The sequence below is a fragment of the Corynebacterium glyciniphilum AJ 3170 genome, from assembly GCF_007673095.1.
Taxonomy (GTDB): Bacteria; Actinomycetota; Actinomycetes; order Mycobacteriales; family Mycobacteriaceae; genus Corynebacterium.
This window is the reverse complement of the sequence record NZ_VDYZ01000008.1, coordinates 90331-115911: the sequence shown is the minus strand read 5'-3', so window position 1 is coordinate 115911 and position 25581 is coordinate 90331. Positions and strand designations below refer to the sequence as shown.

Annotated in this window: 25 protein-coding genes; 20 read left to right on the top strand and 5 right to left on the bottom strand. The window is 64.0% G+C overall.

Annotated features, from left to right (window positions below):
• Positions 1 to 43 precede the first annotated feature (43 nt).
• Positions 44 to 1774 carry a thiamine pyrophosphate-binding protein gene (locus FS507_RS09385; RefSeq protein ID WP_145942516.1) on the top strand — a complete coding sequence of 577 codons (1731 nt, stop codon included), beginning with the start codon at positions 44 to 46 and terminating at the stop codon, positions 1772 to 1774.
• A gap of 49 nt (positions 1775 to 1823) precedes the next feature.
• Here FS507_RS09385 and FS507_RS09380 read toward each other — a convergent pair whose 3' ends face one another.
• Positions 1824 to 3350 (bottom strand): PucR family transcriptional regulator, encoded by a 1527-nt coding sequence (locus tag FS507_RS09380; RefSeq protein ID WP_145942515.1) that lies wholly within the window; start codon positions 3348 to 3350, stop codon positions 1824 to 1826.
• A 114-nt stretch (positions 3351 to 3464) separates the two neighbouring features.
• Here FS507_RS09380 and gabT point away from each other — a divergent pair, with 114 nt between their 5' ends.
• The 4 genes from gabT (at position 3465) to FS507_RS09360 (ending at position 7483) form a co-directional block, all read left to right on the top strand.
• Positions 3465 to 4805 (top strand): 4-aminobutyrate--2-oxoglutarate transaminase, encoded by a 1341-nt coding sequence (gene gabT, locus FS507_RS09375; protein WP_145942514.1) that lies wholly within the window; start codon positions 3465 to 3467, stop codon positions 4803 to 4805.
• Positions 4806 to 4832: 27 nt separating this feature from the next.
• A complete protein-coding gene (locus tag FS507_RS09370) occupies positions 4833 to 6296 on the top strand; it encodes an NAD-dependent succinate-semialdehyde dehydrogenase (protein WP_145942513.1) in 1464 nt (487 codons plus the stop codon).
• Positions 6297 to 6605: 309 nt separating this feature from the next.
• Positions 6606 to 6971: a RidA family protein gene (locus FS507_RS09365; RefSeq protein WP_145942512.1), complete on the top strand. Its 366-nt coding sequence runs from the start codon at positions 6606 to 6608 to the stop codon at positions 6969 to 6971.
• Complete coding sequence (locus tag FS507_RS09360; RefSeq protein WP_145942511.1) at positions 6968 to 7483, top strand: MarR family winged helix-turn-helix transcriptional regulator; 516 nt, start codon at positions 6968 to 6970, stop codon at positions 7481 to 7483. The genes FS507_RS09365 and FS507_RS09360 overlap by 4 nt, the downstream gene beginning before the upstream one ends.
• A gap of 25 nt (positions 7484 to 7508) precedes the next feature.
• On the opposite strand, the gene FS507_RS09355 is transcribed toward FS507_RS09360, so the two are convergent.
• Entirely contained in the window at positions 7509 to 8168 is a 660-nt protein-coding gene (locus tag FS507_RS09355; RefSeq protein ID WP_145942510.1) for a flavin reductase family protein, read from the bottom strand.
• A gap of 511 nt (positions 8169 to 8679) precedes the next feature.
• Between FS507_RS09355 and FS507_RS09350 the strand changes: the two genes are divergently transcribed.
• The 15 genes from FS507_RS09350 (at position 8680) to FS507_RS09280 (ending at position 22887) form a co-directional block, all read left to right on the top strand.
• On the top strand, positions 8680 to 10128 hold the full coding sequence (locus FS507_RS09350; RefSeq protein ID WP_145942589.1) for an aldehyde dehydrogenase: 1449 nt from the start codon (positions 8680 to 8682) through the stop codon (positions 10126 to 10128).
• A gap of 28 nt (positions 10129 to 10156) precedes the next feature.
• Complete coding sequence (locus FS507_RS09345) at positions 10157 to 11098, top strand: VOC family protein (protein WP_145942509.1); 942 nt, start codon at positions 10157 to 10159, stop codon at positions 11096 to 11098.
• A 100-nt stretch (positions 11099 to 11198) separates the two neighbouring features.
• Positions 11199 to 11975 (top strand): alpha/beta fold hydrolase, encoded by a 777-nt coding sequence (locus FS507_RS09340; RefSeq protein WP_260853268.1) that lies wholly within the window; start codon positions 11199 to 11201, stop codon positions 11973 to 11975.
• Positions 11976 to 12004: 29 nt separating this feature from the next.
• Positions 12005 to 12523, top strand: a complete 519-nt coding sequence (locus FS507_RS09335; RefSeq protein ID WP_038545550.1) for a cupin domain-containing protein — start codon at positions 12005 to 12007, stop codon at positions 12521 to 12523.
• 5 nt (positions 12524 to 12528) lie between these two features.
• Entirely contained in the window at positions 12529 to 13275 is a 747-nt protein-coding gene (locus FS507_RS09330; protein ID WP_145942507.1) for an SDR family NAD(P)-dependent oxidoreductase, read from the top strand.
• A 42-nt stretch (positions 13276 to 13317) separates the two neighbouring features.
• On the top strand, positions 13318 to 14100 hold the full coding sequence (locus FS507_RS09325; RefSeq protein ID WP_145942506.1) for an SDR family oxidoreductase: 783 nt from the start codon (positions 13318 to 13320) through the stop codon (positions 14098 to 14100).
• The gene (locus FS507_RS09320; RefSeq protein ID WP_260853266.1) at positions 14093 to 15790 is read left to right on the top strand and encodes a thiamine pyrophosphate-binding protein; all 1698 of its coding nucleotides are present in this window, start codon (positions 14093 to 14095) and stop codon (positions 15788 to 15790) included. The genes FS507_RS09325 and FS507_RS09320 overlap by 8 nt, the downstream gene beginning before the upstream one ends.
• Complete coding sequence (locus tag FS507_RS09315) at positions 15783 to 16742, top strand: PDR/VanB family oxidoreductase (RefSeq protein ID WP_260853265.1); 960 nt, start codon at positions 15783 to 15785, stop codon at positions 16740 to 16742. The genes FS507_RS09320 and FS507_RS09315 overlap by 8 nt, the downstream gene beginning before the upstream one ends.
• Positions 16743 to 16800: 58 nt before the next feature.
• Positions 16801 to 17016: a recombinase-like helix-turn-helix domain-containing protein gene (locus FS507_RS09310; RefSeq protein ID WP_145942505.1), complete on the top strand. Its 216-nt coding sequence runs from the start codon at positions 16801 to 16803 to the stop codon at positions 17014 to 17016.
• Between the two features lie 7 nt (positions 17017 to 17023).
• Positions 17024 to 18124: an aromatic ring-hydroxylating oxygenase subunit alpha gene (locus FS507_RS09305; protein ID WP_145942504.1), complete on the top strand. Its 1101-nt coding sequence runs from the start codon at positions 17024 to 17026 to the stop codon at positions 18122 to 18124.
• A gap of 56 nt (positions 18125 to 18180) precedes the next feature.
• On the top strand, positions 18181 to 19338 hold the full coding sequence (locus FS507_RS09300; protein ID WP_145942503.1) for an FAD-dependent monooxygenase: 1158 nt from the start codon (positions 18181 to 18183) through the stop codon (positions 19336 to 19338).
• Positions 19335 to 20126 (top strand): ABC transporter permease, encoded by a 792-nt coding sequence (locus FS507_RS09295; protein WP_260853264.1) that lies wholly within the window; start codon positions 19335 to 19337, stop codon positions 20124 to 20126. Before FS507_RS09300 ends, FS507_RS09295 begins: the two co-directional genes overlap by 4 nt.
• 56 nt (positions 20127 to 20182) lie before the next feature.
• Positions 20183 to 21049: an ABC transporter permease gene (locus FS507_RS09290; RefSeq protein ID WP_145942501.1), complete on the top strand. Its 867-nt coding sequence runs from the start codon at positions 20183 to 20185 to the stop codon at positions 21047 to 21049.
• Entirely contained in the window at positions 21042 to 21857 is an 816-nt protein-coding gene (locus FS507_RS09285) for an ABC transporter ATP-binding protein (RefSeq protein WP_145942500.1), read from the top strand. The genes FS507_RS09290 and FS507_RS09285 overlap by 8 nt, the downstream gene beginning before the upstream one ends.
• Before the next feature lie 52 nt (positions 21858 to 21909).
• Entirely contained in the window at positions 21910 to 22887 is a 978-nt protein-coding gene (locus FS507_RS09280; protein ID WP_145942499.1) for an ABC transporter substrate-binding protein, read from the top strand.
• A gap of 165 nt (positions 22888 to 23052) precedes the next feature.
• On the opposite strand, the gene phnE is transcribed toward FS507_RS09280, so the two are convergent.
• Genes phnE through FS507_RS09265 form a run of 3 tightly spaced genes read right to left on the bottom strand, consistent with a single transcriptional unit; the run spans position 23053 to position 25561 of the window.
• On the bottom strand, positions 23053 to 23874 hold the full coding sequence (phnE, locus tag FS507_RS09275; protein WP_145942498.1) for a phosphonate ABC transporter, permease protein PhnE: 822 nt from the start codon (positions 23872 to 23874) through the stop codon (positions 23053 to 23055).
• Positions 23871 to 24644 carry a phosphonate ABC transporter ATP-binding protein gene (locus tag FS507_RS09270; protein WP_222121405.1) on the bottom strand — a complete coding sequence of 258 codons (774 nt, stop codon included), beginning with the start codon at positions 24642 to 24644 and terminating at the stop codon, positions 23871 to 23873. The genes phnE and FS507_RS09270 overlap by 4 nt, the downstream gene beginning before the upstream one ends.
• A complete protein-coding gene (locus tag FS507_RS09265; RefSeq protein ID WP_145942585.1) occupies positions 24641 to 25561 on the bottom strand; it encodes a phosphate/phosphite/phosphonate ABC transporter substrate-binding protein in 921 nt (306 codons plus the stop codon). The genes FS507_RS09270 and FS507_RS09265 overlap by 4 nt, the downstream gene beginning before the upstream one ends.
• Positions 25562 to 25581: the final 20 nt, after the last annotated feature.

The following is a 25581-nucleotide window of genomic DNA, read 5'->3' as shown; positions in this document are numbered from 1 at the left end:
TCCAAGGAGTGCCGCACAAGCGAAACGTCCCAGTGGAGGAATCATGACAGATGGATCGACCGACCAACCGGACCAGACCAGCACCCGCCCGGGTCGCCGCATCGGCGGGGACGTGGTGCTCGAGACGCTGGCGTCACTCGGGGCCCGTGGCGTCGTCGGGCTGCCGGGTCAGCACGCACTCGGCCTCTTCGACGCACTGCGCCGCTCCGAGCTCCCGTATCTCGGAGCGAGGATCGAAAACAACGCCGGATTCATGGCGGACGGGTTTGCCCGGGTCTCGGGCACTGTAGCGCCCTTGCTGTTGTCCACCGGCCCCGGGGCCCTGACCTCGCTCGCCGCACTCCAGGAGGCTGCAGCATCGTCGATTCCGGTTCTCGCCCTCAGCGCGCAGGTTCCTGTGGCGGGACTCGGTGGAGGAAGGCACGGCTATCTGCATGAACTGCCGATGCAGTCGGACTCGTTCCGTGGGGTGGTCAAACACGTCGTCACAGTGCGGTCCATCAGCCAGATTCCGACGGCCCTCGCGGACGCGTGGCGGATCGCGGACACTGCTCCGAATGGGCCGGTGCTGGTCGAGGTCTCGCAGGACATCCTTCTGGAAGACGCTGACGCAGCCGTTCCCCCGATCACCGGTAGAGACGTCGCGGAACGCGCCACAGCTGAGCCGCCCAGCCCTGTCACGGAAATCGTCGAGTACGCCGCTACCGTCCTGGATGGAGCTGAGCGTCCCGTCATTTACGCAGGCGGAGGCGTCGTCCGGGCAGGGGCGGAGAACGAACTTGCCGCCCTGGCGGAGCGTCTCGACGCGCCGGTGGTCACCACAGTCGGTGGGAAAAGCGCCCTACCGTGGGAGCACCCTCTATCAGCGCGGTCCTGGATCGAGGACATCGCAACGACGGAGTTCCTCGAGGATGCAGATGTCCTACTTATTGTCGGCAGCGGCGTCGGTGAGCTGTCCAGCAACTACCACACCCTCGCGCCTCATGGAACGGTCATCCAGGTCGAGGCTGATCTCGGTAAGCTCGGCTCCAACCACGCGGGTATCGGCATCCACGCTGATGCACGCGTGACCCTGGCACTGCTTGACGACCTGCTCGATGCACGGGGGCGCACCTCTGACGGCCGACGACGCGACATCGCGGTCCGACGGATCACTGCGTTGTTGGAGACGGTGTCTGCCCGGCTCTCCGGTCAAGGGCTGGACAAGGAACGGACGTTGATCTCCGGTCTCCGTGATGCCGTCCCCGACAACACACGGGTCTTCTGGGATATGACGGTTCTGGCCTACTGGGCATGGTCGGCATGGGATGTCCGTGATGACGAGTTCGCCTCTGCCCAGGGAGCGGGGGGACTGGGCTACGCACTACCTGCCGCACTCGGGGCTGCGTTCGGACACCGGCAGGCCGGCGAATCCTCGTCCGTTCTTGCAGTCTCAGGGGACGGAGGCGCACTCTACGGCATCGCCGAACTGGCGGTTGCCGCCCAGGAGAAACTTCCCGTTGTCTGGCTTATCGTCGACGACGGTGGTTACGGGATCCTCCGCGAATACATGGAGGATGCCTTCGGCGCAGCCACGGCAACGGAATTGACCCGGCCAGACTACGTACGTCTGGCAGAGTCATTCGGTGTAGCTGCAGAGACAACGACGATGGAGGACGCGCCTCACGCCGTTGCCCGGGCATTGGCGACCAGGGAGCCTCACGTCATCGTCCTGCCCGCAGTACTTGATCTCTTCGCTCCGACACACCTTGACCGGCTCGACGCCGGGCGGTAGGCCGCGCTTCACTGTCGCATCACGGGCGATGCCTCATAAGCCGGACCGCTCACCGACGCGTCACCGACACCAGCAGCAGCTCGGCGCGGACGACCGGGTCGTCCAGGTCCACTTCGCAGATCGTCGCGATACGGTCCAGGCGTGACCGCACCGTATGCCGGTGGACCCCCAGAACCTCTGCGGTTGTGGCCACCCGGCACCCGCTACGCAGCCAGGTCGCCAGCGTGGCCTGCAGCCCGTCCTCGGCCGAGGCCAGCCGGTCGATGGTCTCCGCGGCCCGCTGGTCCAGTGCGGCCCGGACGTCCGGCTGCTCCAGCCAGTCCGTCCCCGCCTCGTACGGACCGACGTGGGTCCCCGGCGTCAGCGCCCGTGCGGCTGTCTCCAACCGCTGCACACGCTCCAGGGTCACACTGTTCCAGGTCATGGGTTCCCCGACCGCGATACGTAACCGGGACGCACTGTCGCCGAACGCTGCTGCGATGGCGTCCACCGCCCGCGTCCCCCGGAACAGGAACAGCGCACTCGCGGTATCCAGGGACGTGCCCGGCAGGTCAGTGACGAAGAGGTGGCGGCCGGTGCGGGACGCCGCCCGGTCCGCTGCGGTGACGGCCCGGTCCAGGTCGGCGCGGCGGTCCGTCGCCACGACCGTCGGGCGGACCAGCCCTTCGCCGTCCGATGCTTCATCAAGCACCCGTCCCATCGACTGATTCCCGCCGTCCAACCCCAGCAACAGCTGGAGAGCCAGGGAGTTCAGCCCGGTGCGGCTGCGGCGCAGGTACGCAGGACGCTGGAGCAGGATGTCCGCGAGACCGGCAGCATGCTTGATCACCGACCTGTCGTGTGGACTGAACGGATGGTCGGCGACCATGGTGATGAGATGGAACCGGGATCCCTGCGGGGTCATGCGCTGGGTGATCCGCCACAGTCCGCCTGAATCGTCGGCACCACTGGCGCGTTGTTCACGGGCGACGGCCACCGCCGACCGCCCCGTACGGTCGTGGCTCCCGTGCAGTCGGCCGTCACTGTCTGTGACGGCCACGGCGGCGTCCAGCTGGCGGGCGGCGGTCGTCAGGAGTTCGTCGAGACCGCCACGTACGGCGGCGGCGCTCAGCTTCTCCTGGGCGACAACCAGCCCCTCCTGTTCGCGGCGGCTGCGGCGGGCGCGCTCCTCCGTCACGGTGTTGAGGATCGAGATGAACGCCGTGTGACGCGGGATCTCGAACACCGCGATACCGCGCCGCCGCGCCGCCTGGACCAGGGAGTCCGGGACCGTGGGGAAGAACAGTCCGGTCCCGAAACCGATGGCAGTCACCTCGGCCTGGGCGAGACGGTCGACGTAGGCGGGGAACGGATCGTCGTCCGGCTCATCGTCTGTCGGCCGGGACGAGGTCTCCCGGGCGAGCGCCACGCCGACAGTCAGCACCACCGCCCGGGGCTGCAGGAACTCCCGGGGGTCGACCAGCTCGGTCGGCTGGATGACCGAGAAGACCGCCTCTGGATCACCTGTACCAACAATCGGCCGTAAGTCCAGTGCGCGCTGGGCCCGGAGCCAGCGCAGGGGGATGTCGTCGTCCATGGCCCAACTGTACATTTCAGATCTGCAGATTCGCCGTAATGTCGGTGTCGCCGCGGCCATGGTCCGCCGCATAATGGCCTCAACACCCCCGAGAAGAACGTGAAGGAGCTTCCGATGAAGGACCTCAGCTACCGCCTCCCGCAGGAACGCACACTCGTCACCTCCGGCCCCGGCCCGGAGAGTACGGCCCTGGCCGCGCGACGCGACGCCGCCGTCCCCCGGGGGGTCACTCCGAACCTCCCCCACTACGTCGTCGATGCTGACGGCGGAGTGCTGGTCGACGCCGACGGGAACTCCTTCGTCGACTTCGCCTCAGGTATCGCCGTGACCTCCGTCGGAGCGTCCAACCAGGCAGTGGTCGACGCAGTCAGCGACGCGGCCTCACACTTCACCCACACCTGCTTCATGATCTCACCCTACGAGTCCTACATCCGCGTCGCCGAGAAGCTCGCGGAGATCACCCCGGGCGACCATGACAAACGTGCCGCGCTGTTCAACTCGGGTTCTGAGGCAGTGGAGAACGCCGTGAAGATCGCCCGCAGCTACACCGGACGTAACGGCGTCGCCGTCTTCGACCGCGCGTACCACGGACGTACCAACCTGACACTGGCCATGACCGCCAAGAACATGCCCTACAAGTCCGGTTTCGGTCCTTTCGCCTCCGAGGTCTACCGCGCACCGGTGTCCTACCCGCTGCGCGACGGACTGTCCGGACAGGAAGCCGCCGAGCGTGCCATCACCACCCTCGAGCAGCAGGCCGGTGCATCCAACCTGGCGTGCGTCGTCATCGAGCCGATCCAGGGCGAAGGCGGGTTCATCGATCCCGCCGAAGGCTTTCTCCCGGCTATCGCGGAATGGTGCCGCGACAACGGAGTGGTCTTCGTGGCTGACGAGATCCAGGCCGGCCTCTGCCGCACCGGTGACTGGTTCGCCTCCGACCACGAGAACGTCGTCCCCGACCTGGTCACCGTCGCCAAGGGTGTGGCAGGCGGCATGCCGCTGTCGGCCGTCGTCGGCCGCGCCGAGATCATGGACGCGCCGCACCCCGGTGGGCTCGGTGGCACCTACGGCGGCAACCCCGTCGCCTGTGCCGCAGCGCTCGCGGCCCTCGACCAGATGGAGGCCCTCGACCTGAACAGTCGGGCACGGGAGATCGAGACGATCGTCCGCGAGGTCCTTGAACCACTGGTCGGCGCCGAGACCGGGCTCGCCGAGGTCCGGGGGCGAGGAGCGATGATCGCCCTCGAGTTCACCGACGCCGACGGGCGTCCGGACGCCGCGACCACCAAGGCCGTGGCCGACGCCTGCAAGAAGCAGGGCGTGCTCATCCTGACCTGCGGAATGGACGGCAACGTCGTCCGGCTGCTCCCGCCGCTGGTGATCACTGAAGACCTGCTCAGGGATGGTCTCGGTGTACTCGCCGACGCGATTCGCGATAACGGTGTAGGCAAGTAGACGAGAGAAACAGGAGGAACAACCGCCATGACCAACCGCACACTCCCGTCCGACCTGACCGACCTGCTCGCCGCCCAGGTGGGCGAGGTCGACAGCACCTTCGATGTCGAGGATCCCGCCACCGGCGAGGTGCTCGTCACCGTGCCTGACCGTTCTGCCGACGACGCGCTCGACGCCCTCGGCCGGGCCGTGGATGCCCAGAAGATCTGGGAGAACGTCCCCCCGCAGCGTCGGTCGGACGTCATCACACGCGTCTTCGACATCATCAACGAGCGCGCCGAAGACTTCGCCACCACCATGACCCTGGAGATGGGCAAGCCCCTCGCCGAGGCCCGCGGTGAGGTCACCTACGGCAACAGCTACTTCCGGTGGTTCGCCGGGGAAGCTGTCCGCATCCCGGGACGGTTCACCCAGGCACCCGCCGGCAACGGACACATCCTCGTCTCCAAGCACCCGGTGGGCCCGGTTCTCGCGATCACCCCGTGGAACTTCCCGCTGGCGATGGCCACCCGCAAGATCGCCCCGGCCCTGGCTGCAGGGTGCCCTGTGGTGGTCAAGCCGGCGAAGGAGACCCCGCTGACGATGATCCTCGTCGGCGAGGTCATCCGGCAGGCGCTCGACGAGGTCAGTGACGAGTTCGGGGACCTCTCCGGCCTGGTCACCATCGTTCCGTCGACCCACTCCGGTGCAATCTCCGAGACGCTGATGGCCGATGACCGACTGCGCAAGGTGACCTTCACCGGCTCCACGCCGGTCGGGGCGACCCTGGTCCGCCAGTCCGCCGACCAGCTGCTGCGTACCTCGATGGAGCTCGGCGGTAACGCGCCCTTCGTCATCGCCGCCGATGCTGACCTCGACCTCGCCCTGTCCGGGGCGATGGCGGCGAAGATGCGCAACGGTGGCGAGGCCTGCATCGCCGCGAACCGGTTCCTCGTCGACGCGTCCGTCGCCGAGGAGTTCACGCAGCGGTTGACCGAGTCGATGTCGCAGGTCACGATGGGGCACGGCATGGACGAGGGCACCACCCTCGGCCCGATGATCACCGCCAAGCAGCGTGACGGAATCGCCGAACTCGTCTCCGAGGCCGTCGAGGCCGGGGCGACGGTCACCACCGGTGGCGAGGTGCCGGACGGCCCGGGCCACTTCTACCCGGCGACCGTCCTCAAGGACGTCCCGAAGGACGCCCGGATCCTCCGCGAGGAGATCTTCGGCCCCGTCGCCACGGTCACCACCTTCGACACCCTCGAGGAGGGGGTGGCGATGGCCAACGACACCGAGTTCGGCCTGGCTGCCTACGGTTTCGCCAGCTCCCTGGAGAACGCCCAGTACCTGGCCGCGAACCTCGAAGCCGGCATGGTCGGCATCAACCGTGGTGCGATCTCCGATGCCGCGGCGCCATTCGGCGGCGTGAAGCAGTCCGGTTTCGGACGGGAAGGCGGCAGTGAGGGCATCGAGGAGTACCTGGAGGCGCGGTACATCGCGCTGAACTGAGGTCGGCGCGGGGCGTGCGCGACCGACGCCGGCTTTTTCCGAGTCTGCTGACGCTGGGTTCGCCGACTCGGCGCCGTAAGACTCGGAAACCGCCCCTTGCCGATGCCAGCGGCGCCAGCGATGCCAGCGCCGCGTCGGCGCAAAACCGGGCCCGGGGGCTGTGAGTTCGACCGTGACTCACGGCCCCCGGGCCCGTTCTCGTGCCTGGTGAACGGTGGAGTCTCATCGGTTAGGGACGAAGAAATATTGCTCACTAAGCGTTTATTCGCTAAGATACTTTGCGACCATCACCTGACGGAGAGAGTAGCCATGTCTGACGTGTCCACCGACCACCCGTACAGCCCCGCGAAACGGGCGGGCGATCACATCTACGTGTCCGGGGCATTGTCAGTCGATGCTGACTACCGTCCAGTTCCTGGTCGCAGAGAGTCGCTGGACGCTGCGCTGCGGCGTATGACGGAGCGATTGGCCACTGCTGGTGGGCGCCCTGATGATGTCGTGAAACTGACCTATTACGTCACTGACCTGTCGCTCCGGGAAGAGGCCAACCAGCAGTTCCGCGAGAACTTTGCTGCCACTGGGGCTGCCAGGACCTTCCTTGAGGTCTCCAGACTTCCTTACGGCGCCTCCGTCGAGATTGATGCAATTGCCGTGACATCGGAAGGCGGCGAATGAAGACTGAGGGGGCAGTGGACTATGTCGACCACATTGTCGACCAGTGGGGTGCTGTCGACCCCGGCCTCGACGTCAGTCCTCTCGAAGTATTCGGCCGTCTGCACCGGACCTACCTGCTTTACAGCCACATCATCAGTGAGACGTTCGAAGAGTACGGCATCAATCAGGCTGGCTTTGATGTCCTGGCGTCGCTGAAGAGAGCAGGTAAGGGGGCTTCTCTCACGCCGTCGCAACTGTCCGAACAGGCGTTGGTCACGTCCGGTGGGGTTTCCCTGAGGCTCAATCGGCTCGAGGACGCGGGGCTCGTGGAAAGGATACGCGGGCGTAAGGACCGCCGAGCTGTGAGTGTGCGACTCACGGAGTCGGGCGAGGAACTGATTGCGCGGGTGTCCCGCCGGCATTTCGCCAGGGAGGCGGAACTGCTTGAGGGGCTGGACGACGTAGACCGCGAACATCTGGCCGAACTGCTTCGTAAGCTCTTTGCGTCGCTTGACGGTGACGGGGACGAGTAGTCGGGCTGAACTTTTCACCCCTGGCCTATGTGGTCGTCCTATGATCGTCTGGGCGCTGCATCGTGAACTTCTGCTCACTGTCGAGACCGAAGTAGTCACCCGGTCCGCCCGCCCGTAGGACGGGTTTTGCCAGCGCTGTCTGGTAGATTCCGTCGACGAGCAGCTCCCGGGCGATGTGGATGCCGACAACTTCGCCGAAGACTACGCGGGTCTCCGTGACTGCGCCGGTCAGAGTCTGGAGGGGGATGACCTGTGTGGTCCGGCATTCGAAGACGACAGGGGACTCGGCGACGTGGGGTGCACCTACGATTCGTGAGGTGCAGGGCGTCAGCCCGGACAGTGTGAATTCGTCGACTTCCGGAAGAACTGGTGCCGAGGTGATGTTCATCGCCGAGGCAAGAGCGTCCGTCACGAGGTTCCAGCAAAACTCCCCCGTGGTTTCCGCATTGGCGAGAGTGTCTTTGGGGCCGTTGCTCGCGAAGCCGATGATCGGCGGTTCGTAGTTGAAAGCGTTGAAGAAGCTGAACGGCGCAAGGTTGAGGACTCCGTCGGTCGACTGGCTGGAAATCCAGCCGATCGGCCGCGGCGCGATGATCGCGTTGAAAGGTGAGTGGGGGAGCCCGCTGTCGGAACCTGGTTCATAAAAATGGGTGCCGCGGACCGCATCGGTCGAGCTGCCTGTCATCGCCTGTGCTTTCGTCGTCGACGCTGGACACCTGGTACCTGCACTGAGCAACGGTGCCAGCGGAGTTTACGTATACCGACAGTCGCATTCTACATTCCGGTGCCTGGGGACACGGATGACCATGGTTGTGCCCGGTGAGTTGGTGTACTTCCAGATCAGCGGGTACGGGCCCGGCGTCGCCCTGATGGACGACGTCGAACCGGGGGTGGAAGAAGGGGGTGATTCCCGACGATGGGGCAAATATTTCTTTCCGGTTAACATCTTAGCGCTGAACAGTACTTCTTAGGGGGAGCTGACCCTAAGAAGATGATTTTGGAGGGGCAATATATCGCCACCCCTATTGAGTGCCGTCGGTCACGCCAATAACATTGCGCAAAATAGTAAAGCGGTAAGTAATCAAGCGGATCTAAGAGGAGCTGACCACGTGACCACCACGACCGAGAGGACGAGCCAGGGGGCGGCCCAAGGGGTACAGCGCCTCGCAGCTCCGCTCGTCACTGATGCGTTCCGGCTGGGCGGTGATTGGGTCACCGGCGACGGCGGTTCATTCACGGTCATTGACCCGGCTACGGGGCAGGCAGTACAGACAATCCACCAGATCTCAGCGGACCAGGCCACGCAGGCCATTGATGCGGCTTCCGAGGCCTTCCTGCACTCCGGGTGGAAGGAGCTGTTGCCGCATGAGCGCGGTGGTTATCTCCGCGCGATCGCGGACCTCATGGTGGATAACCTGGACCGGTTGGCCACTATCCAGACACTGAATACCGGCAAGACCCTGTCGGAAACCCGCAAGCTCGTTGCCAGTGCTGCCGGTACGTTCCGTTACTACGCGTCGGCTGTGGAATCCCGCGAGGAGCCCGTCACGCCACGACGTGGCCCGTGGCAGACGGTGAGCGTTCTTGAACCGCTCGGGGTCGTCGCGGCGATCACCCCCTGGAACTCCCCGGTCGCCTCGGACGCACAGAAGATCGCGCCCGCACTTGCGGCAGGAAACGCTGTCGTCCTCAAACCGGCGGAGTGGACTCCGCTCGTTGCGATGGCCTTGATGGAGCTCGTGGTGGAGTCCGGGATACCGGAAGGCCTTGTCACGGTGCTACCAGGGAAGAGCTCAGTGATCGGTGACGCCATCACCAGCCACCCCGCCGTCGCCAAGATTTCCTTCACCGGTGGCACCTCCGCAGGCAAATTGATCGCGCATCAGGCAGCCGAGCGCCTTATCCCGACGACGCTGGAGCTCGGTGGCAAGTCCCCGACAATCGTCTGCGAGGACGCGGACATCGAACAGGCTCTCCAAGGTGTGCTGTTCGGTATCTTCTCGTCGAGCGGGCAGAGCTGTATCGCCGGATCACGGCTCTTCGTCCACCAGTCCCTCTACCGGGACTTCGTCGACGAACTCGTCCGTCGTACCCGTGCCCTGCACATTGGCCCTGGCATCGACCCGGCCACGGATGTCGGACCGCTCGTGCACCGTAGTCATCGGGATTCCGTGGCCTGGTACGTGGACAGAGCCCGCAGCGAGGGCGGCGCCATCCTGTGCGGCGGGAAAGCCCCTGACGATCCGGCACTTGCCGCCGGTACGTACTACGAACCCACCGTCATCGAGGGACTCGGCAATTCCAGTGCCACCTGCCAGGAGGAAATCTTCGGTCCGGTGCTCGTCTGCCTTCCCTACGAGAATGACGACGATCTCATCACTCAAGCCAACGACACTGTTTACGGTCTCGCGGTCGGCATCTGGACACCCGACTTCCTCCGCGCGCACCGACTTGCCGGCGCGATCGATGCCGGCACCGTCTGGATCAACACCTACAAGCAGTTCAGCATCTCCACCCCGTTCTCCGGGTTCAAGGAATCCGGGCTGGGGGTGGACAAGGGAATGGATGGCCTCGCCGAGTACTCGAAACGGAAGAGTCTCTACTGGGGACTCGAATCGACCCCCATGACCTGGGGAAAGCACTGAGTGACCAATCACCACCAAAGGAGACATCATGACTACCGCCTATCAACCACCCATCGCGCAGTTGCGAAAGGTCCGCTTCGTCGAGCTGCGCACCAGCGCACTCTCCGACTCCGCCGACTTCTACTCGGGCGCATGGGGACTCGACGTCGTTGAACAGGAGGAGGGGAGCTCCTGGCTCCGGGGAACTGGGTCCGAACACCACATCCTTCAGCTGACCGATGCTCCGAAGAACGGTCTGGGACGTATCTGCTTTGCCGTCGGGACTCCGGCCGAGGTCGACGAGGCTGCCCGCCGTCTCGAAGCGAGGAACATCCCGATCGTCTTCGGCCCCGGTCCTGCGGACAACGCAGGCGCAGGGTACAGCGTCAGCTTCCTCGATCCCGAGGGCCGCCTCATAGAGTTGCTCGCCGACTTCTGGGCTGTGCCGGAGAGGTATACCAGCGACGCGATCCCCAAGAATATCGCGCACATCGTGCTCAACACCGCGGATATCGACAAATCAGTGGACTTCTACCGCGATGTTCTGGGGATGAGGGTATCCGACTGGTCGGAGCATCAGATGGCCTTCATGCGATGCAACACCGACCACCACTCCATCGCCTTCAATCAGGCGGAGTGGGCGTCCGTCAACCACGTTGCCTACGAGATGCCGACCGTCAACGACTTCATGCGCGGTATCGGCAGGCTTAAGCAGACCGGTGTGACCCCACTGTGGGGTCCGGGGCGGCACGGTCCCGGGGACAACACCTTCTCCTATTTCGGTGATCCGGCAGGGCTGGTCTGCGAGTACACCTCCGAGATTGCCCAGGTCGACGAAGACCAGTGGTTGTGCAAGGTGTGGCGCCGGACACCGGAACTGTCCGACACCTGGGGCACCGCCGGCCCACCGAGCAAAGATGTCCGCTCCCACATGGCCGGCGTCCCTGACGAGGGTTCCTTCCACCTGCTACCAGCGGACAAAGCTAGTTGACGAAAGGATGACGACGATGACCACACATTCGGGTCCCTCCGTGAGGGAAGGCCCCCTTGGGATCCATCTCACGGAAACCGGTGAAGGAATCCCCCTGTTCATGCTCCATGGTATCGGGAGCTCCGGCGACGTGTTCCACGGCCAACTTCCGCTACTGTCTGATGAACACCGTGTCGTCACCTGGGATGCACCGGGATACGGACGGTCGGCTGATCCAGACAAACCCATGACCATGGATGACTTCGCCGATGCCACCGCTGAGTGCATCAGGGCATGTTTCACTGACGGTGCCCACATCGTCGGAATGTCCTGGGGCGGAGTCATCGCCACACGACTCGCACTGCGCCATCCTGATCTGGTCCGGGGCCTGGTCCTGGGCTCCTCGACTGTCGGTTCCGGAACCAGCGCGGAACAGGCTGAGAACATGCGCACGAGGCCCGACGATATCGAGCGCACCGGTGTGGAGGCGTTCTCCCGGCAACGGGCGGTCCGCCTCGTCTCCCCGGAAGCCAGCGAGATGATCAGAAATCGCGCGGTGTCACTCATGGCGAGCTCGATCCGTCTCCCCGGTTACCGGTATGCCGCCGAATCCATGGCGACGACCGACAACACCGACGACCTCGCTGGAATCACCAGCCCCACCCTCGTCCTGTGGGGTGAGAAGGACACCGTCACCGGACGGAAGGCGGCGGTCCCGCTCATTGCCGGGATCCCCGGGGCGGTCGGGGTGGAAGTCCGCGAAGCCGGGCACCTCGCCAACCTCGAAGCTCCGGAGAGCTTCACCACCTGGGTCTCCTCGTTCGCTCTTATCGCTGAACGAATGCGGGAATCCGAAAAATACCGCAAGTCAACCCCACTCGCTGCTGCAACTCCGTAACGGCGAACCATCAGAAAGGGCTCAAGACCATGACCTCCACTGCAGAACTCACCTACGACAACTCCAACCTCGAGGAGTTCACTGACTCACTCGTTCTCACGCGTGATTCCCGCTATGAAGACTGGGACACTCTCAATTTCCAGACGAAGGCGGGCGACCAGTTTGCCCGCGCCCAGATCCGCTACGTCGGCTCCGGTGCCACCGGTAACCACGACACTGATTCCCGGACGATCCAGTCCCGCGGGTTCACTTTCTCGAATATGCTGCTTCCGGCCGGTGCCGAGGGGCCCGAGCACACCCACAATGACGTTGAAGAGGCGTTCTTCGTCCTCGAGGGCGAGGTCGACGTCAGCGTCCACCGCGGTACCGACGTCGTGACGCGCACCCTGGGGTACCGGGACATGATCGTCGTCCCTGCCGGTGTGCCCCGCAGCCTGAAGAACAACACGGATAAGCCGGCCCTCTTCTGTGTCATCATCGGTGCACAGAAGCCGGAGATCCCCACGTACCCCGAGACATCCGCAATGTACGGGATCACCAGGGACTGAGAACGATGACGATTCCACGGACACTTCTCGTCACCGGAGCGGGGCGCGGCCTCGGACGGACAATCGCCCTGGATCTCGCCCGGTGCGGCTGGCATCTCTGGGTCGCCGATATACGGCAGGACGCAGTGGAAGACACTGCACGCCGGATTATCAACGCAGGAGGGTCGGCATCCCCAGTGGCCGTGGATATCTCGGACCCGGAGTCGGTCGCGGAACTCGGCAAAGATCTGAAGGAAGCGGGACCGCTTCACGGTCTCGTGAATTGCGCGGCACTGGCGGACGGAGTCGGCGGCTCTCCGGTACACGAGATTCCCATCGAAGACTGGGACCGCGTCGTGTCGGTGAACCTGCGGGGCACTTTCCTCATGACCCGGACCGTCGCACCGCTGATCATCGAGGCCGGTGGCGGTTCCATCGTCAACATCGGTTCAGACGCTGCGACGAACGGCTCCGCGAATCTTGCACACTACATAGCGTCCAAGGGTGGGCTCGCAGCTCTCACTCGCGCCAGCGCCACCGACCTCGGGCCGTACGGCATCACCGTGAATACCGTCTCGCCGGGGCTCACACACTCGGAGTCTGCTCTGAAGGTGCCGGAAAAGCGTCACGAGGAGTATCGCCGTCAGCGTGCACTGCCCCGGGACCAGGAACCCAATGACATCACAGGTGTCGTACGGCTTCTTCTCGATGACCAGGGAAGTTTTATTACCGGCCAGGAAATTCTCGTCAATGGTGGATTTGTCTTCCGCTGAAGCTTCGGCGGCTACCCGAAACAAAGAAAGGAGGGACAGACAATGGACCTGAATCTCAGCGGAAAGACGTTTGTAGTGACGGGAGGGAGTTCCGGCATAGGACTCGCGACCGTCGATGTTCTGACCAGGGAAGGCGCGAATATCGTCACCTGTGCCCGGAACCTCGAGAATCTGCGGCGCGCCCTTCCCACCCTGTCGAGACCTGACCTGGTGACCGCCGTTGAGTGTGATGTGCGTTCGGAAACCGACATGCGCGCGATGGCGGAGAAAGTCAGTGAGCGGTTCGGGATTCTCGACGGTGTGGTGAACAACGCCGGCGGGTCCCGGATGGTTCCGCTTTCTGACATGACCCCGGCGGACTGGCAGGACGAACTCTCGCTCAAGTTCACCCCGGTGCTCCACAGCGTTGAACACCTGATTCCGCTCATGGCGGAGGCGGAAGCTCCGGCAATGGTCAACCTCAACGCTGTGCTCGCCCGCCAACCAGAACCTGCGCTCGCCGCGACCTCCGCTGCACGTGCCGGGCTACTGAACCTTACGAAATCTCTCTCTCAGAGTCTGGCGGCTGATCGCATCCGTGTGAACTCAGTCTGCCTCGGTCTCATCGACACCGGCCAATGGCGGCGTCGTTTTGAACAGATGAGTGACTACCCCAGTTACGAGGCCTTTTCCCACGAGGTCGCCAACGACCGGGGCATCGTCCTCGGACGCTTCGGACGGGCCGACGAGGTCGCGCCCGTCATCTCATTTCTGTTGTCCCCCTGCGCGTCCTATATCACCGGTGCCACCATCGACGTCGCCGGAGGAGTAAATCGATATGTCTGATTCAATGTCCCCGACCACGTACCGTAACGGCGGTGAACTCCTGTCCGACGTCTTGGCTGATGCCGGGGTGGACACCGTGTTCGGTGTCATCTCCGTCCACAACCTCCCTCTGGTGGAAGAAGTGTCACGCCAGCTCCGGTTCGTCCCCGTCCGCCATGAAGCCGCGGCCGTCAACGCCGCAGACGGGTACGCCCGTGCCAGTGGCACCATCGGATGTGCACTGACCAGCACCGGTACCGGAGCCGGTAACGCAGCGGGATCATTGATCGAATCGCTGAGTTCGGCGACCTCGGTCCTGCACATCACCGGCCAGATTCAGAGCCGTTACCTGGGATCGGGACGGGGTTTCATCCACGAAACTCGGGACCAGAAAGGCATGCTGGATGCCGTCTCCCGGGCCGCCTACACGATTACCAGCGCTGATGAAGCAGCCTCCGTCCTTCGCAATGCGGCCTGTCTGGCAGCGGATGCGGTCGGCGGCCCTGTCAGTGTCGAGTGGCCGATCGATCTACAGTTTGCCGCGACGAGCGACCCGGGGACCCCGCGGGAGGACCTGCTCACCCCGGTCAGTACCCGTGACCCCGCCGACACCGATCTCGACCGTATGCTCGCAGTGCTCTCCTCCGCTCGTCGGCCCCTGCTGTGGCTTGGTGGTGGAGCTACCGGTCGCGATGCCCGTCGTCTCATCACCCGGTTGTGCGAGTCCTGGGGCGCGGGTGTACTTACCAGCAACTCCGGGCGCGGAGCGATCCGTGAGGACCATGACCTGTGTATCGGGAACTACGCTTCCAGTCCCGTGGGGCGCGAGCTGCTCGCGGAGGCGGACTGCCTCCTGACCATCGGAACCCACTTCCGGTCCAACGAGACATCAGATTATTCAGTGGAGATGCCCACCGTCCACGTCCAGGTTGACCAGGATGAGGACGCTATCGGGCGCGTGTACCCGGCGACCGCCGGTGTGCACGGTGACGCGGCGGCCGTCCTGGACTATCTCGTCGAGAACCGGGGCAAGCTCCACTCCGACAAGGACTGGCGGGGCCGTGTCACGGCAGCACGGCAGGAGTGCCGCAGTCGACAGCGCACTGCGATTGGCGCACATGCAGAATTCGTCGATGCAATTCGGGAGGTCGTTCCAGCGGAGTCTCCAATCGCCCGCGACGTGACTATCGCGTCCAGCTCCTGGGGCAACCGGCTGCTGCCTATGCCCGTCCCGGAGGTCAATATCTTTCCCCGCGGCGGTGGCATCGGGCAGGGGCTGGGGATGGCTATCGGGGCTGCAGCCGCTGTTCCCGACCAACCCGTCGTCGCCATCTGCGGTGACGGGGGACTGGCTGTCCACCTGGGCGAAATTCTGACCTTGGCACAGGAGAATCCCTGGCTGATCCTGATGGTGTTCAACGACTCTGGTTACGGAGTGCTGCGAAACATGCAGGACTCCATGGGCAATGAACGCGCCGGGGTCGACCTGACTACACCCGATTTCAGGATGCTCTCCGCGTCCTGCGGACTCGACTACGCCCGGATCAGCACACCGGCCGAGGTCCGTGAGGTCCTGCGTGACGCCGTGGCCCTGAAATCTGCCGTCGTTGTCGAGGTTGACCTCGCATCCTACGGGGACATGCCGGCGCCGTTCACCCCACCTGTCACCGTCCCCGATAACGAGTTGGCGGAGGTGGACGACGATGAGTGACCTGTGCACGATCCCGGTGATGATTCGCTCGATGCGAGTCGAAGCCGAAGGGGTGCTCTCCCTGGAGCTGATCCGGACGGACGGCAGCGATCTGCCGGAGTGGACGCCGGGCGCACACGTCGACATCGCGGTCGGCGACGGTCTGATCCGGCAGTACTCCCTGTGCAGCGACCCCGCCGACACCAGCCACTACAGGATCGCCGTTCTCAGGGAAGTGGTGGGCCGTGGAGGCTCCCGCCATGTCCACGACGTCTTGCGCCCCGGCGATGAGGTCGTGATCTCCGAACCCAGGAACAATTTCGAGGTCAGCGACAACGGTAAGCCTCTGATCCTCATTGCCGGCGGAATCGGAATCACCCCGATTCTGGCTATGGCCCGGGCCGCTGCCGCCAGTGGCCGGGAGTTCCACCTGCACTACGGCGGACGTAACAGGGCCTCGATGGCGTTCCTGGACGAGCTCAGCGAACTGTCCGGACGGTTCACCGTTACCTCCGACGACCGGGAAGGTGTGCTCGATCTCGACACCATCCTCGATGGCGCAGACAGCGGAGAACGGGAAGTGTACGTCTGCGGTCCCGGTGGCCTCCTCGACGCCGTCGAGAAGAGAGCAGACGACTGGCCCGCCGGCACCTTCCACTGTGAACGTTTCGTCGCCAGGACGATCGAGCCGCCGCCCGAGGGCGAGCGTGAGTTCGCGGTCCGCTGCATCGACAGTGACGTGGAGGTGAACGTCCCGGTCGGCTGCACCATCATGGAGCAACTCGAAGCCGCGGGCATCGACGTCCCTCACTCCTGCCGGGAGGGAACCTGCGGAACCTGCGAAACCGACGTCATCTCCGGTGTCCCCGACCACAGGGACTCTTTGCTGTCGTCGGAAGAGAGGGAATCCGGGGAGACGATGCTCCTCTGCGTGTCCCGGGCTAAAACCGACGTCCTTGAACTCGAGATCTGACAAACCACCCGCATCTGCCACCACCAACCACCACGAACCTGAAAAGGACTTCACGGCTATGACCCGATATCTCGAACCGACACAGGCCCGGGACGGTGCACCGTCCAACTATGAACTGCAGCTGGCGCACGCCGTCGAGCGCCTGTTCGCCGCCGGCTCCGATTCGCCCGAATCTCTGGCAGAAGGACTTAACGACGCTGACGTCCCGGGACCGGGCGGCGCCCCGTGGACTGTGGAGAGTTTCCGAAACGAAATGGCACGACTGGGAGAGTGAATGACCAATGGCCAACTACTACAGCCCCGAAATTTCCGAGGACTTCCTGTACAGAAACGGTCTCCGTGACCGCTGGTACGCGGTGTGCCCGTCATCCTTCATCGAGCCCGGACGGATTGAGAAGCTCCGCCGGCTCGGGCAGGACTGGATCCTGTACCGCGATACCGCTGGAAAAGTGAGCATGTTGGAGGACCGGTGTCCCCATCGTGGTGCTCCGCTGAGCCAGGCCACCCACCTGGGCGACCGCGTCGGATGCAAGTACCACGGTGTCCAGGTTGACGGCACCGGAACTGTGCGGGCAGTACCGGGCATGCCCGGATGCGAGATCGAAGGCCAGCGTCTGGTGACCGCTCCGGCTGTCCGGGAGCACGCAGGTGCGGTCTTCGCATGGTTCGGTACTGACGCCGACGCGGAACCCGCTGAACTGACCTTCCCTGACCCGCTCACCGACGACGGGATCTCCTCTTTCCTGTGCTACGCAGAGTGGGACTGCAACTGGCGCTTCGGCCTGGAGAACCTGCTCGACCCGATGCACGGGACATTCCTCCACCATGATTCGCACTCGATGTCGGAGGGCGATACGAAGGCGAAGTTCCAGATCCGTGAGTCTGATCGGGGGTTTTTCTTCGAGAAGACCGATCAGGTCGGCGTGAACTTCGACTGGGTGGAGTTGTGCGACACCGGTGCCGACTGGGTCGACCTTTCTATTCCGTACCCGCCGTCGGCCGGCCCCGGTGGTGCATTCGGCATCGTCGGGATGGTCATCCCGATCGACGCGACCAGCTGTGGAGTGTTCTTCTGGCGTTACCGGAAGGTCTCGGGTTGGCTCCGCGACACCTGGCGCTTCCTGTACAAGACCACCCTGGAGCCGCGGCACTGGGAGGTGCTCGAACAGGATCGGATCATGCTCGAGGGGATGGCGCCGGACGCCGATGCCGCCGAGAACCTTTACCAGCATGATCTCGGGGTGATGCGGATTCGCCGGCTGTTCCGGAAACAGGCGAAGCGACAGGCGAAGGCCATGGCAGGCAGCGGCTCGTCCAGCGGTGCTCGCGCGAGGCCTGCCAGGACCAGGAACACGACGGAAGCAACAGCTGCAACCGCTTAACAGGACAACCGGCGGATGACGACACCACCGGTTCCGGCAGACTCAAGGAGAAGAGAATGAAGACAGCAATCGCAGGTGGTGGTGTCGGCGGACTCGCGCTGGCACTGGGCCTGATCCAACGCGGCATGGACGTCGCGGTGTACGAACAGGCTCCGGAGTTCGGTCAGGTCGGTGCGGACGTAAACCTGACGCCGAATTCGACACGCGCTCTCGACGGGCTGCACGCCGAGGTCGGTGCGACGCTCCGGACCACGGGCGCCCGACCTCGGCGACGGTTGAGCCGTCGTTGGGACAGCGGAGAGGTCACATCGGATCTCCCGATGGGGGATTCGGCGGAGGAACGGTACGGGGCACCGCAGTTGACGGTGCACCGAGCCAGCCTGCTCGACGCCCTCCGCACATTGCTTCCTGATGATGTGCTCCACCTCGGGCATCGTCTTGACCATGTCGAGAACCTCGACGACTGCGTGCGACTGCACTTCAGCAGCGGCCAACCGCCCGTCGAGGCCGACATCCTGGTCGGAGCGGACGGTATCCACTCCGTGGTGCGTGACAGTCTGTTCGGGGAACAGGACGCCGAGTACACCGGACTCGTCGCCTACCGGACGGTCGTCCCGGGTTCCCGGCTGCCTGGTGTGCCGAACCTGGACTCGTTCACCAAGTGGTGGGGTCCGGACTCTGAACGGCAACTGGTCACGTTCCCTTTGAACCGTGGCCAGGATCTCTTCGTCTTCGCGACGGCCGGTGAGGAGGAATGGACCGCGGAGTCATGGACTACCACGGCCAACGCGACTGAGTTCCGTGAGCAGTACGCTGACTTCCATCCCGAGGTGGCGGAGATCCTCGGTGCCTGCGATCAGGTGATGAAGTCTGCACTGAGGGTACGCGATCCGATGCCACGGTGGAGCGACAACCGGGTCACCCTTCTCGGGGACGCATGTCACCCCATGACACCGTTCATGGCGCAGGGGGCCGGCCAGGCAATCGAAGATGCGGTGGTGTTGTGCCGGGCGCTGACTGAAGGGGGCGACATGCCGGTTCCCGCGTGTCTCCGTGTGTACGAGGAGGCACGTCATGAGCGCACCGCCCGTATCCAGTTGACCTCCCGTGCCAACGACTGGCTCAAATCCGGGGACGAGGCCGACTGGTTGTACGACTACGACGCATGGCACGTTCCACTCGCCCTGCTGGTGACAGAGAGGAGCGACCAGTGAAAGTCGTACGTGATCCTCTTTCCACTCCCAGTGCAGTCGGACTCGGCATCCTCGGTGTCGTCGGCAGCGGCCTCGTTGCCGAGGGCATCCTGCGGTCCGGCATCATCACCACCGAGGGGCTCCCGATCCCGAGCCAGGTCATCGGAGGCGCGATCGAACTCTTACCCGATTCCGGGTTCTGGAGCGAAGTCCTGTTCACCTTGGGGGAGTGGGGGTTGGGGATGCTCCTGGCCTGCATTGCCGGTGTGGTGCTGGGGGGTCTGATGGGTGCCTTCTCAGCGTGGCACACGGCCTTTGAATGGCCGGTGGAGGCGTTCCGCGTATTGCCGTCGGTCGCGCTGGCGCCGATCCTCGTGCTTCTCGCCGGACGAGGGATGATGTCCCTGTCCATTGCCGTTGCACTTGCCTGTGTGTGGCCGATCCTGCTCAACACGATGTACGGGGTGCGTGGGGTGGACCCCACGTCAGTGAACACCGCCCGTACCTTCGGCCTCACCAGCATGCAGATCCTGGCGAGGATCAAGATCCCCGCCGCACTCCCTTTCGCGTTCACGGGCATCCGCATTTCAGCATCTATCGGTTTGCTCGTCGCGGTGTCGGTTGAACTCCTCGTCGGGGACGGGTCCGGCATCGGCGGCTTCATCCTTACCCAGTCGGCGAATGCTGTGAACCTGGACGCGGTCTACGCGGCGACCGTCATTGCCGGCATCATCGGCGTGATCGTCAATCTGGTGCTCGCGCAGGCCGATTCCCTCCTGTTCGCCTGGAAGAGAGGACTGGAACAATGACCGATCTCAACACGCCCCCTCGGACGACAGGGAACCCACACGTCGGGACAGGAACGATGGAGGTGACACCGGGACGCGCAGACGGCCGGAGGAGTCCGGCTGAAGCGTCCCCGCAGTCACAGACGTCGGGCGGCCCTCGGTCCCGGACGGCAGCTGCGGGACGAACGGTGTTGCTACGGCTCAGCGTGCCGGTCCTCATTGTCGTCGCCTGGTGGATAGTTTCACTGGGAGAGACCAGTGGGCTCTTCGTCCCCACCCCCTTCGAAGCGGTCCAGACATTCTGGAACGAATTCATCCTAGGCACCGCGGTGGTGGACCACACTCTTCCAAGCCTCTACCGTGCGCTCATCGGACTCGGCTTGGCGATCATCGTCGGCATCGTCGTCGGTGTGGCGCTGGGCATGTCCACGATCCTCACCGGACTGTTCCAGCCGCTGGTGCACCTGGGGAGGTCTTTGCCGTCCCCTGCACTCCTGGGAGTGTTCTTCCTGCTGTTCGGCATCGGGGACGCGCCAAAGATCTTCCTCATCGCATTCGCCGTAGTGTGGCCGATTCTGCTCAACACCATTGACGGTGTCGGTGCGGTGGGAGAGGCACGGTCGCAAGCCGCACAGGTCTTTCGTATCCCGGCTTACCGGGTGCTCATCTTCATCGTCCTTCCCGGTGCTGCACCCAAGATCTTCGCCGGAATCCGTACCTCCATGTCCTACTCGTTGATCATGATGATCATCTCGGAATTACAGCGTTCGGAGAACGGGCTTGGCTTCCTGCTCATCCAGTCTCAGCGCAACTTCGATTTCGGAACCTTCTTCGCCGTACTGATCATGCTCGTCATCATCGGTGTGGTCTTCAACGTCATCTTCAAGACCATTGAACGCCGCGTCCTGGCGTGGCACAGAGGAGTCACTGCTCAAAATGACTGACACAACTGCTACAACGGCAACGACCGCCCTGGCTCCTCCGGAGCTTGAGCTGGACGGTCTGTCCAAACAGTACGGAGATAACCTCGCGGTGCGGTCGATTACGGCCACTGTCCCCGCCCACAAGATCACGGTGATCGTCGGCCCGTCCGGGTGTGGGAAATCCACGCTGTTGCGGATGATCTCCGGGTTGGAGAAACCCAGCGAGGGCACCGCCGTCTTCGAAGGAGAACAGGTCAACGGGGTCCCCGAGGGGCTGGCGATGGTTTTCCAGGACTATTCGCGTTCCTTGTTCCCGTGGATGCGCGTCGACAAGAACATCGCGTTCCCGATCCGCAGCCTGCCCGCCGAGGAGCGGAACAGAAGGGTCCGGGAGAGCATCGATGCCGTCGGACTCGCGGGAAAGGAACAGCTTTACCCGTGGCAGATGTCCGGTGGCATGCAACAGCGGGTGGCAATAGCCCGCGCTCTCGCCTCACAGCCGAAGTTACTGTTGATGGATGAACCCTACGCCTCCGTGGATGCGCAGACCCGCGCTGACCTGGAGGATCTGCTGATGACCATCCAGGCCCGGTTGGGGGTCACTGTCCTGGTCGTCACCCACGATATCGACGAGAGCGTCTACCTGGCGGACCAGATCGTGGTGTTGTCGAAACCGCCGAGCGTCGTGGCGGAGGTGATTGACGTCGGCCTGGAGCGCCCACGGGATCATCTCAACACCAAGACCTCGAAGGAGTTCATCGACATTCGTGCACGCGTCACTTCACTGCTCCGCCCGTCGGCTACTGCGGCGGAGATTCGTCACACCTGATCACACTCGCGACTTGCGGTCTTCTGTATGTCGCATCGACTTTGGAGGAAGAATGTTCAAGACAACGAGAGCGGTCGGTGCGATGGGCGCGGCGACTCTTCTGATCACCGCATCTGCATGTGGAGGAGGAGCTGATTCCTCGACGGGAGGCGCTGGCCCCAACGGTATCGAGCAGACCGATATCAGTGTCGGTGCGCTGCCGCTCGCCGACTTCTCCACGCTGTGGTGGGCCGAGGAGAACGGGTTCTTCGAGGATGAGGGCCTCAACGTTTCCATCGAAGCTGTGCAGGGTGGGCCCGTGGGGGCACAGATGGTTGCCAGCGGCGAGCTCGATTTCACCACGTCGACCACGTTCAACACCGTGAGTGCTACCGACAATGGCATGCCGATCGAGACTGCGGCGCTTGTGAGTGGATCGGCTGACAACTCTATCGCAATGTATGTCGATTCGGATTCAGATATCAAGGGCATTGAGGATCTGGACGGAAAAACGATCGGTATCAACAACACCAACAATACCGGTGACGTGACGTTCAATGCGCTCGCAGATTCCCTGGGATTGGACGTGAAGCCCACATTCATCGAGGTTCCTTTCACCGAGATGCTCACCGGAGTCCAGTCTGGCGCGATTGACGTCGGCTACTCGCCGGAGCCGTTCCTCAGCGCAGCGTGGGGTGCTGGCATGCGTCAGATTATTGACCTGACCGACGGCCCGAACAATGAGATCGCCACGTCGAATATCGTCTCCAGCAAGAAGTTTCTAGGCGATAACCCGAAGACGGCGTCGGCGTTCGCACGTGCGTTGTATGACGCGAATGAAGACATTCTGGCGAATGAACAGGCCTGGAGAGACTGGATACCGTCTATCGCCAAGATGGATGAGGGGACTGCTCAGGACATACCGATGCCGGTCTTCTTCACTGAGATGGATGAGGAGGCGTTGCAGCACATCGCCGATCTGATGATCGACCAGGACATCATCAGTGAAGACTATGATGCCTCTGAATTTGCCTGGACGGCCGGGAAGTAGTCCTCTCTTGGACAGGCGCGGTATATCGCGCTGAACTGAGGTACGCGTGGGGCGTGCGCGAGCAACGCCGGCTTTTTCCGAGTCTGGTAACGCTGAGTTCGCCAACTCAGCGCCGTCAGACTCGAAAACCGCCCCAGACCGTCGGCGCCGGCGTCTGAGTCTCTCCTAGAGCCGGCGGCGCAGCCAGGCGGAGAACTGGTCCACGAGCACGACGAGAATGAGCACCATGATGATGTACGTGAACATCTCGTCGAACTGGAAGGTCTTGATCGACCGGTTGATCAGAAGCCCGATCCCGCCGGCGCCGACGAGCCCGAGGACCAGCGAACTGCGGACGTTCACGTCGAAGCGGTAGAGCAGGAGGCCGGTGATCTGCGGCAAGGACATCGGCACTGTGGCGTGAGTGATCTGCTGCAGGCGGGACGCCCCGGCGGTGCGTAGTGCGGTCTGGGGACCCTGGTCGGTGTCTTCGACAGCTTCGGCCCAGAGTTTGCCCATCACTCCGGTGTTGTGGAGGATCAGCGCCATGACCCCGGCGAAGGGGCCGAGTCCTACCGCGGTGACGAGGATCAGCGCGAAGACGATGTCGGGTACGGCGCGCAGGAAAGACAGGATGCTGCGGCACGCCTGGTAGATGATCCTGTTGGACGTCACGGTGCGGGCGGCTCCCATGGCGAGCACCGCGGCGAAGGGGACGGAGAATGTCGTGCCGAGCAGGCCGATCCACAGTGTGGTGAGCAGGCCGTCCAGTCCCGGCCGGATGACGTTGTCCCAGTCGAGGTCCGGCGGGACGGCTTCGGCGAAGAAGCTGACGATATTCGACCAGCCGGCGGCGAGCCGTTCCAGGTAGAAGTCGGTGCTGCTGACCGCCACCCAGTGCACGGCCACCAGGGCGAGGAGCCCCACTGCCCAGCCGATGTTCCTGCGGGTGTTGTCCTGTCGGGGCACGGGAGAGGACGTGACGGGGGAAGGGGCTGTGGTGGTCATCGCTGGTTCTCCGGTTTCCCGTCGGTGGTGTATAGGCGTGAGATGGTGTCGAGATCGGTCAGCGTGGACGGTTGGTTGAACGCAACCCGTCCCTGGTGCAGCCCGATGACGGAGTCGCAGTAGTTCAGTGCGAGTTCCGGTTGATGGACCACCGCGATGCAGGCGACGTCCGCGTCACGGGTGATGTCACGGAGCAGTTCCATGACCTGGTGGGCGGCGGTGGGGTCGAGAGCCGAGGTCGGTTCGTCGGCGAGGATCACCGAGGCGCGTTGACACAGTGCCCGGGCGACGGCGACGCGTTGCTGCTGACCACCGGACAGGGATCCTGCCCGGTGGTGCGCACGGTCGGCGAGGCCGACACGCTCCAGGCAGCCCATCGCTTCCTCCTTGAGTGAGGTCGGGAAGGTCAGTGGTGTCAGGCTGCGCCAGCCGGGGACGTGGGCGAGGCCGCCTGCACAGACGTTGTCCAGGACGGTCCGGCGTGGGACGAGGTGCACCTTTTGGAAGATCATCGCGGTGCCGACACCTGCGGGGACGGAGACGTCGCCGCGGTCATGGGTGTCGAGGCCGGCCATGATGCGGAGGGCCGTCGACTTTCCGCTGCCGTTCGCCCCGAGCAGGGCGACCATTTCGCCGCGGTGGGCGTCCAGCGAGATGTCGTGCAGGACGTGGTTGTCACCGAAGCACTTGGAGATGTGGGTGACACGGACGAGACGTTCGGTGGTGAAGTCGGTGGGATGGGGCATGGTGGCGGCTGTCTGGTCGGTCATTCGACGTCCTCAGGGGTCATGCCGAGTTCATCGGCGAGGTGGAAGAGCGAGCGGTAGTCGTCCTTGGTGACGGTGACGAGAGGGCCGGGAGGATCGACGTCGAGGAAGGCGGCGACCTCGGTGACGGTCTCCGGGCTGAGGCTGGTGAGCGCTTCACGGAGATTCTTCTTGAGCTCGGGGTTGGCGTCGCCGGGGATGGTGATCGGGTCGTTGGGGATCGGGTCGGATATCCAGATCCGGCGGAAGTCGTCGGGGTTGAAGGTGCCTTCGGCGGTGGCGCTGGTCAGCGTCTGCGAGTTGATCTGGGCGGCGTCGACGGCACCGTTCTTCAGTGCGAGCAGTGCCTCGGGGTGCCCGCCGGTGTAGTCCATGGTGAGGTCGTCCTCGGAGAGGCCGGCTTCAGAGACGGCCATGCGGGGCAGGGCGTCGCCGGAGGTGGAGCCGACTCCGCCGAGGGCGAGTTGCCGATCCCGTAGATCTGCGATGCTCTGGACGGGGGAGTCTTTCGCCACCCAGATTCCGGCGGTGTAGGTGGAGAGCTTCCCTTCGGCGTCCCCGAAGGAGACGATGGGTTCGGCATCGGCGATGCGGTCGGCGAAGACGTACCCCAGGGGCCCGAACTGGCCGAGGTTGAGCGAGCCGTTGCGCATGGCGAGTACCTCGGCCGAGTAGTCTTCGACGATCTGGACGTCGACCTCGCAGTCGAGGGTGTCGCTGAGGTCGTCGGCTATGACCTGGTAGGCGGGTTCGAGTTTGTCGGGGGCTTCGTAGGGTTCGATGCCGAAGGCGATCTTGCCGTTCGGGCAGACGGGATCGTACGGCCCGTGGCCGCCGGGGGCGCAGGCGGTGGTGGCGAAGAGGGCAGCGAGCACAGTGAGCACAGTTGCGGGGACGGTGGCGCGGCGTACGGTCGGCATGGTGGTGCCTTTCACGGGGG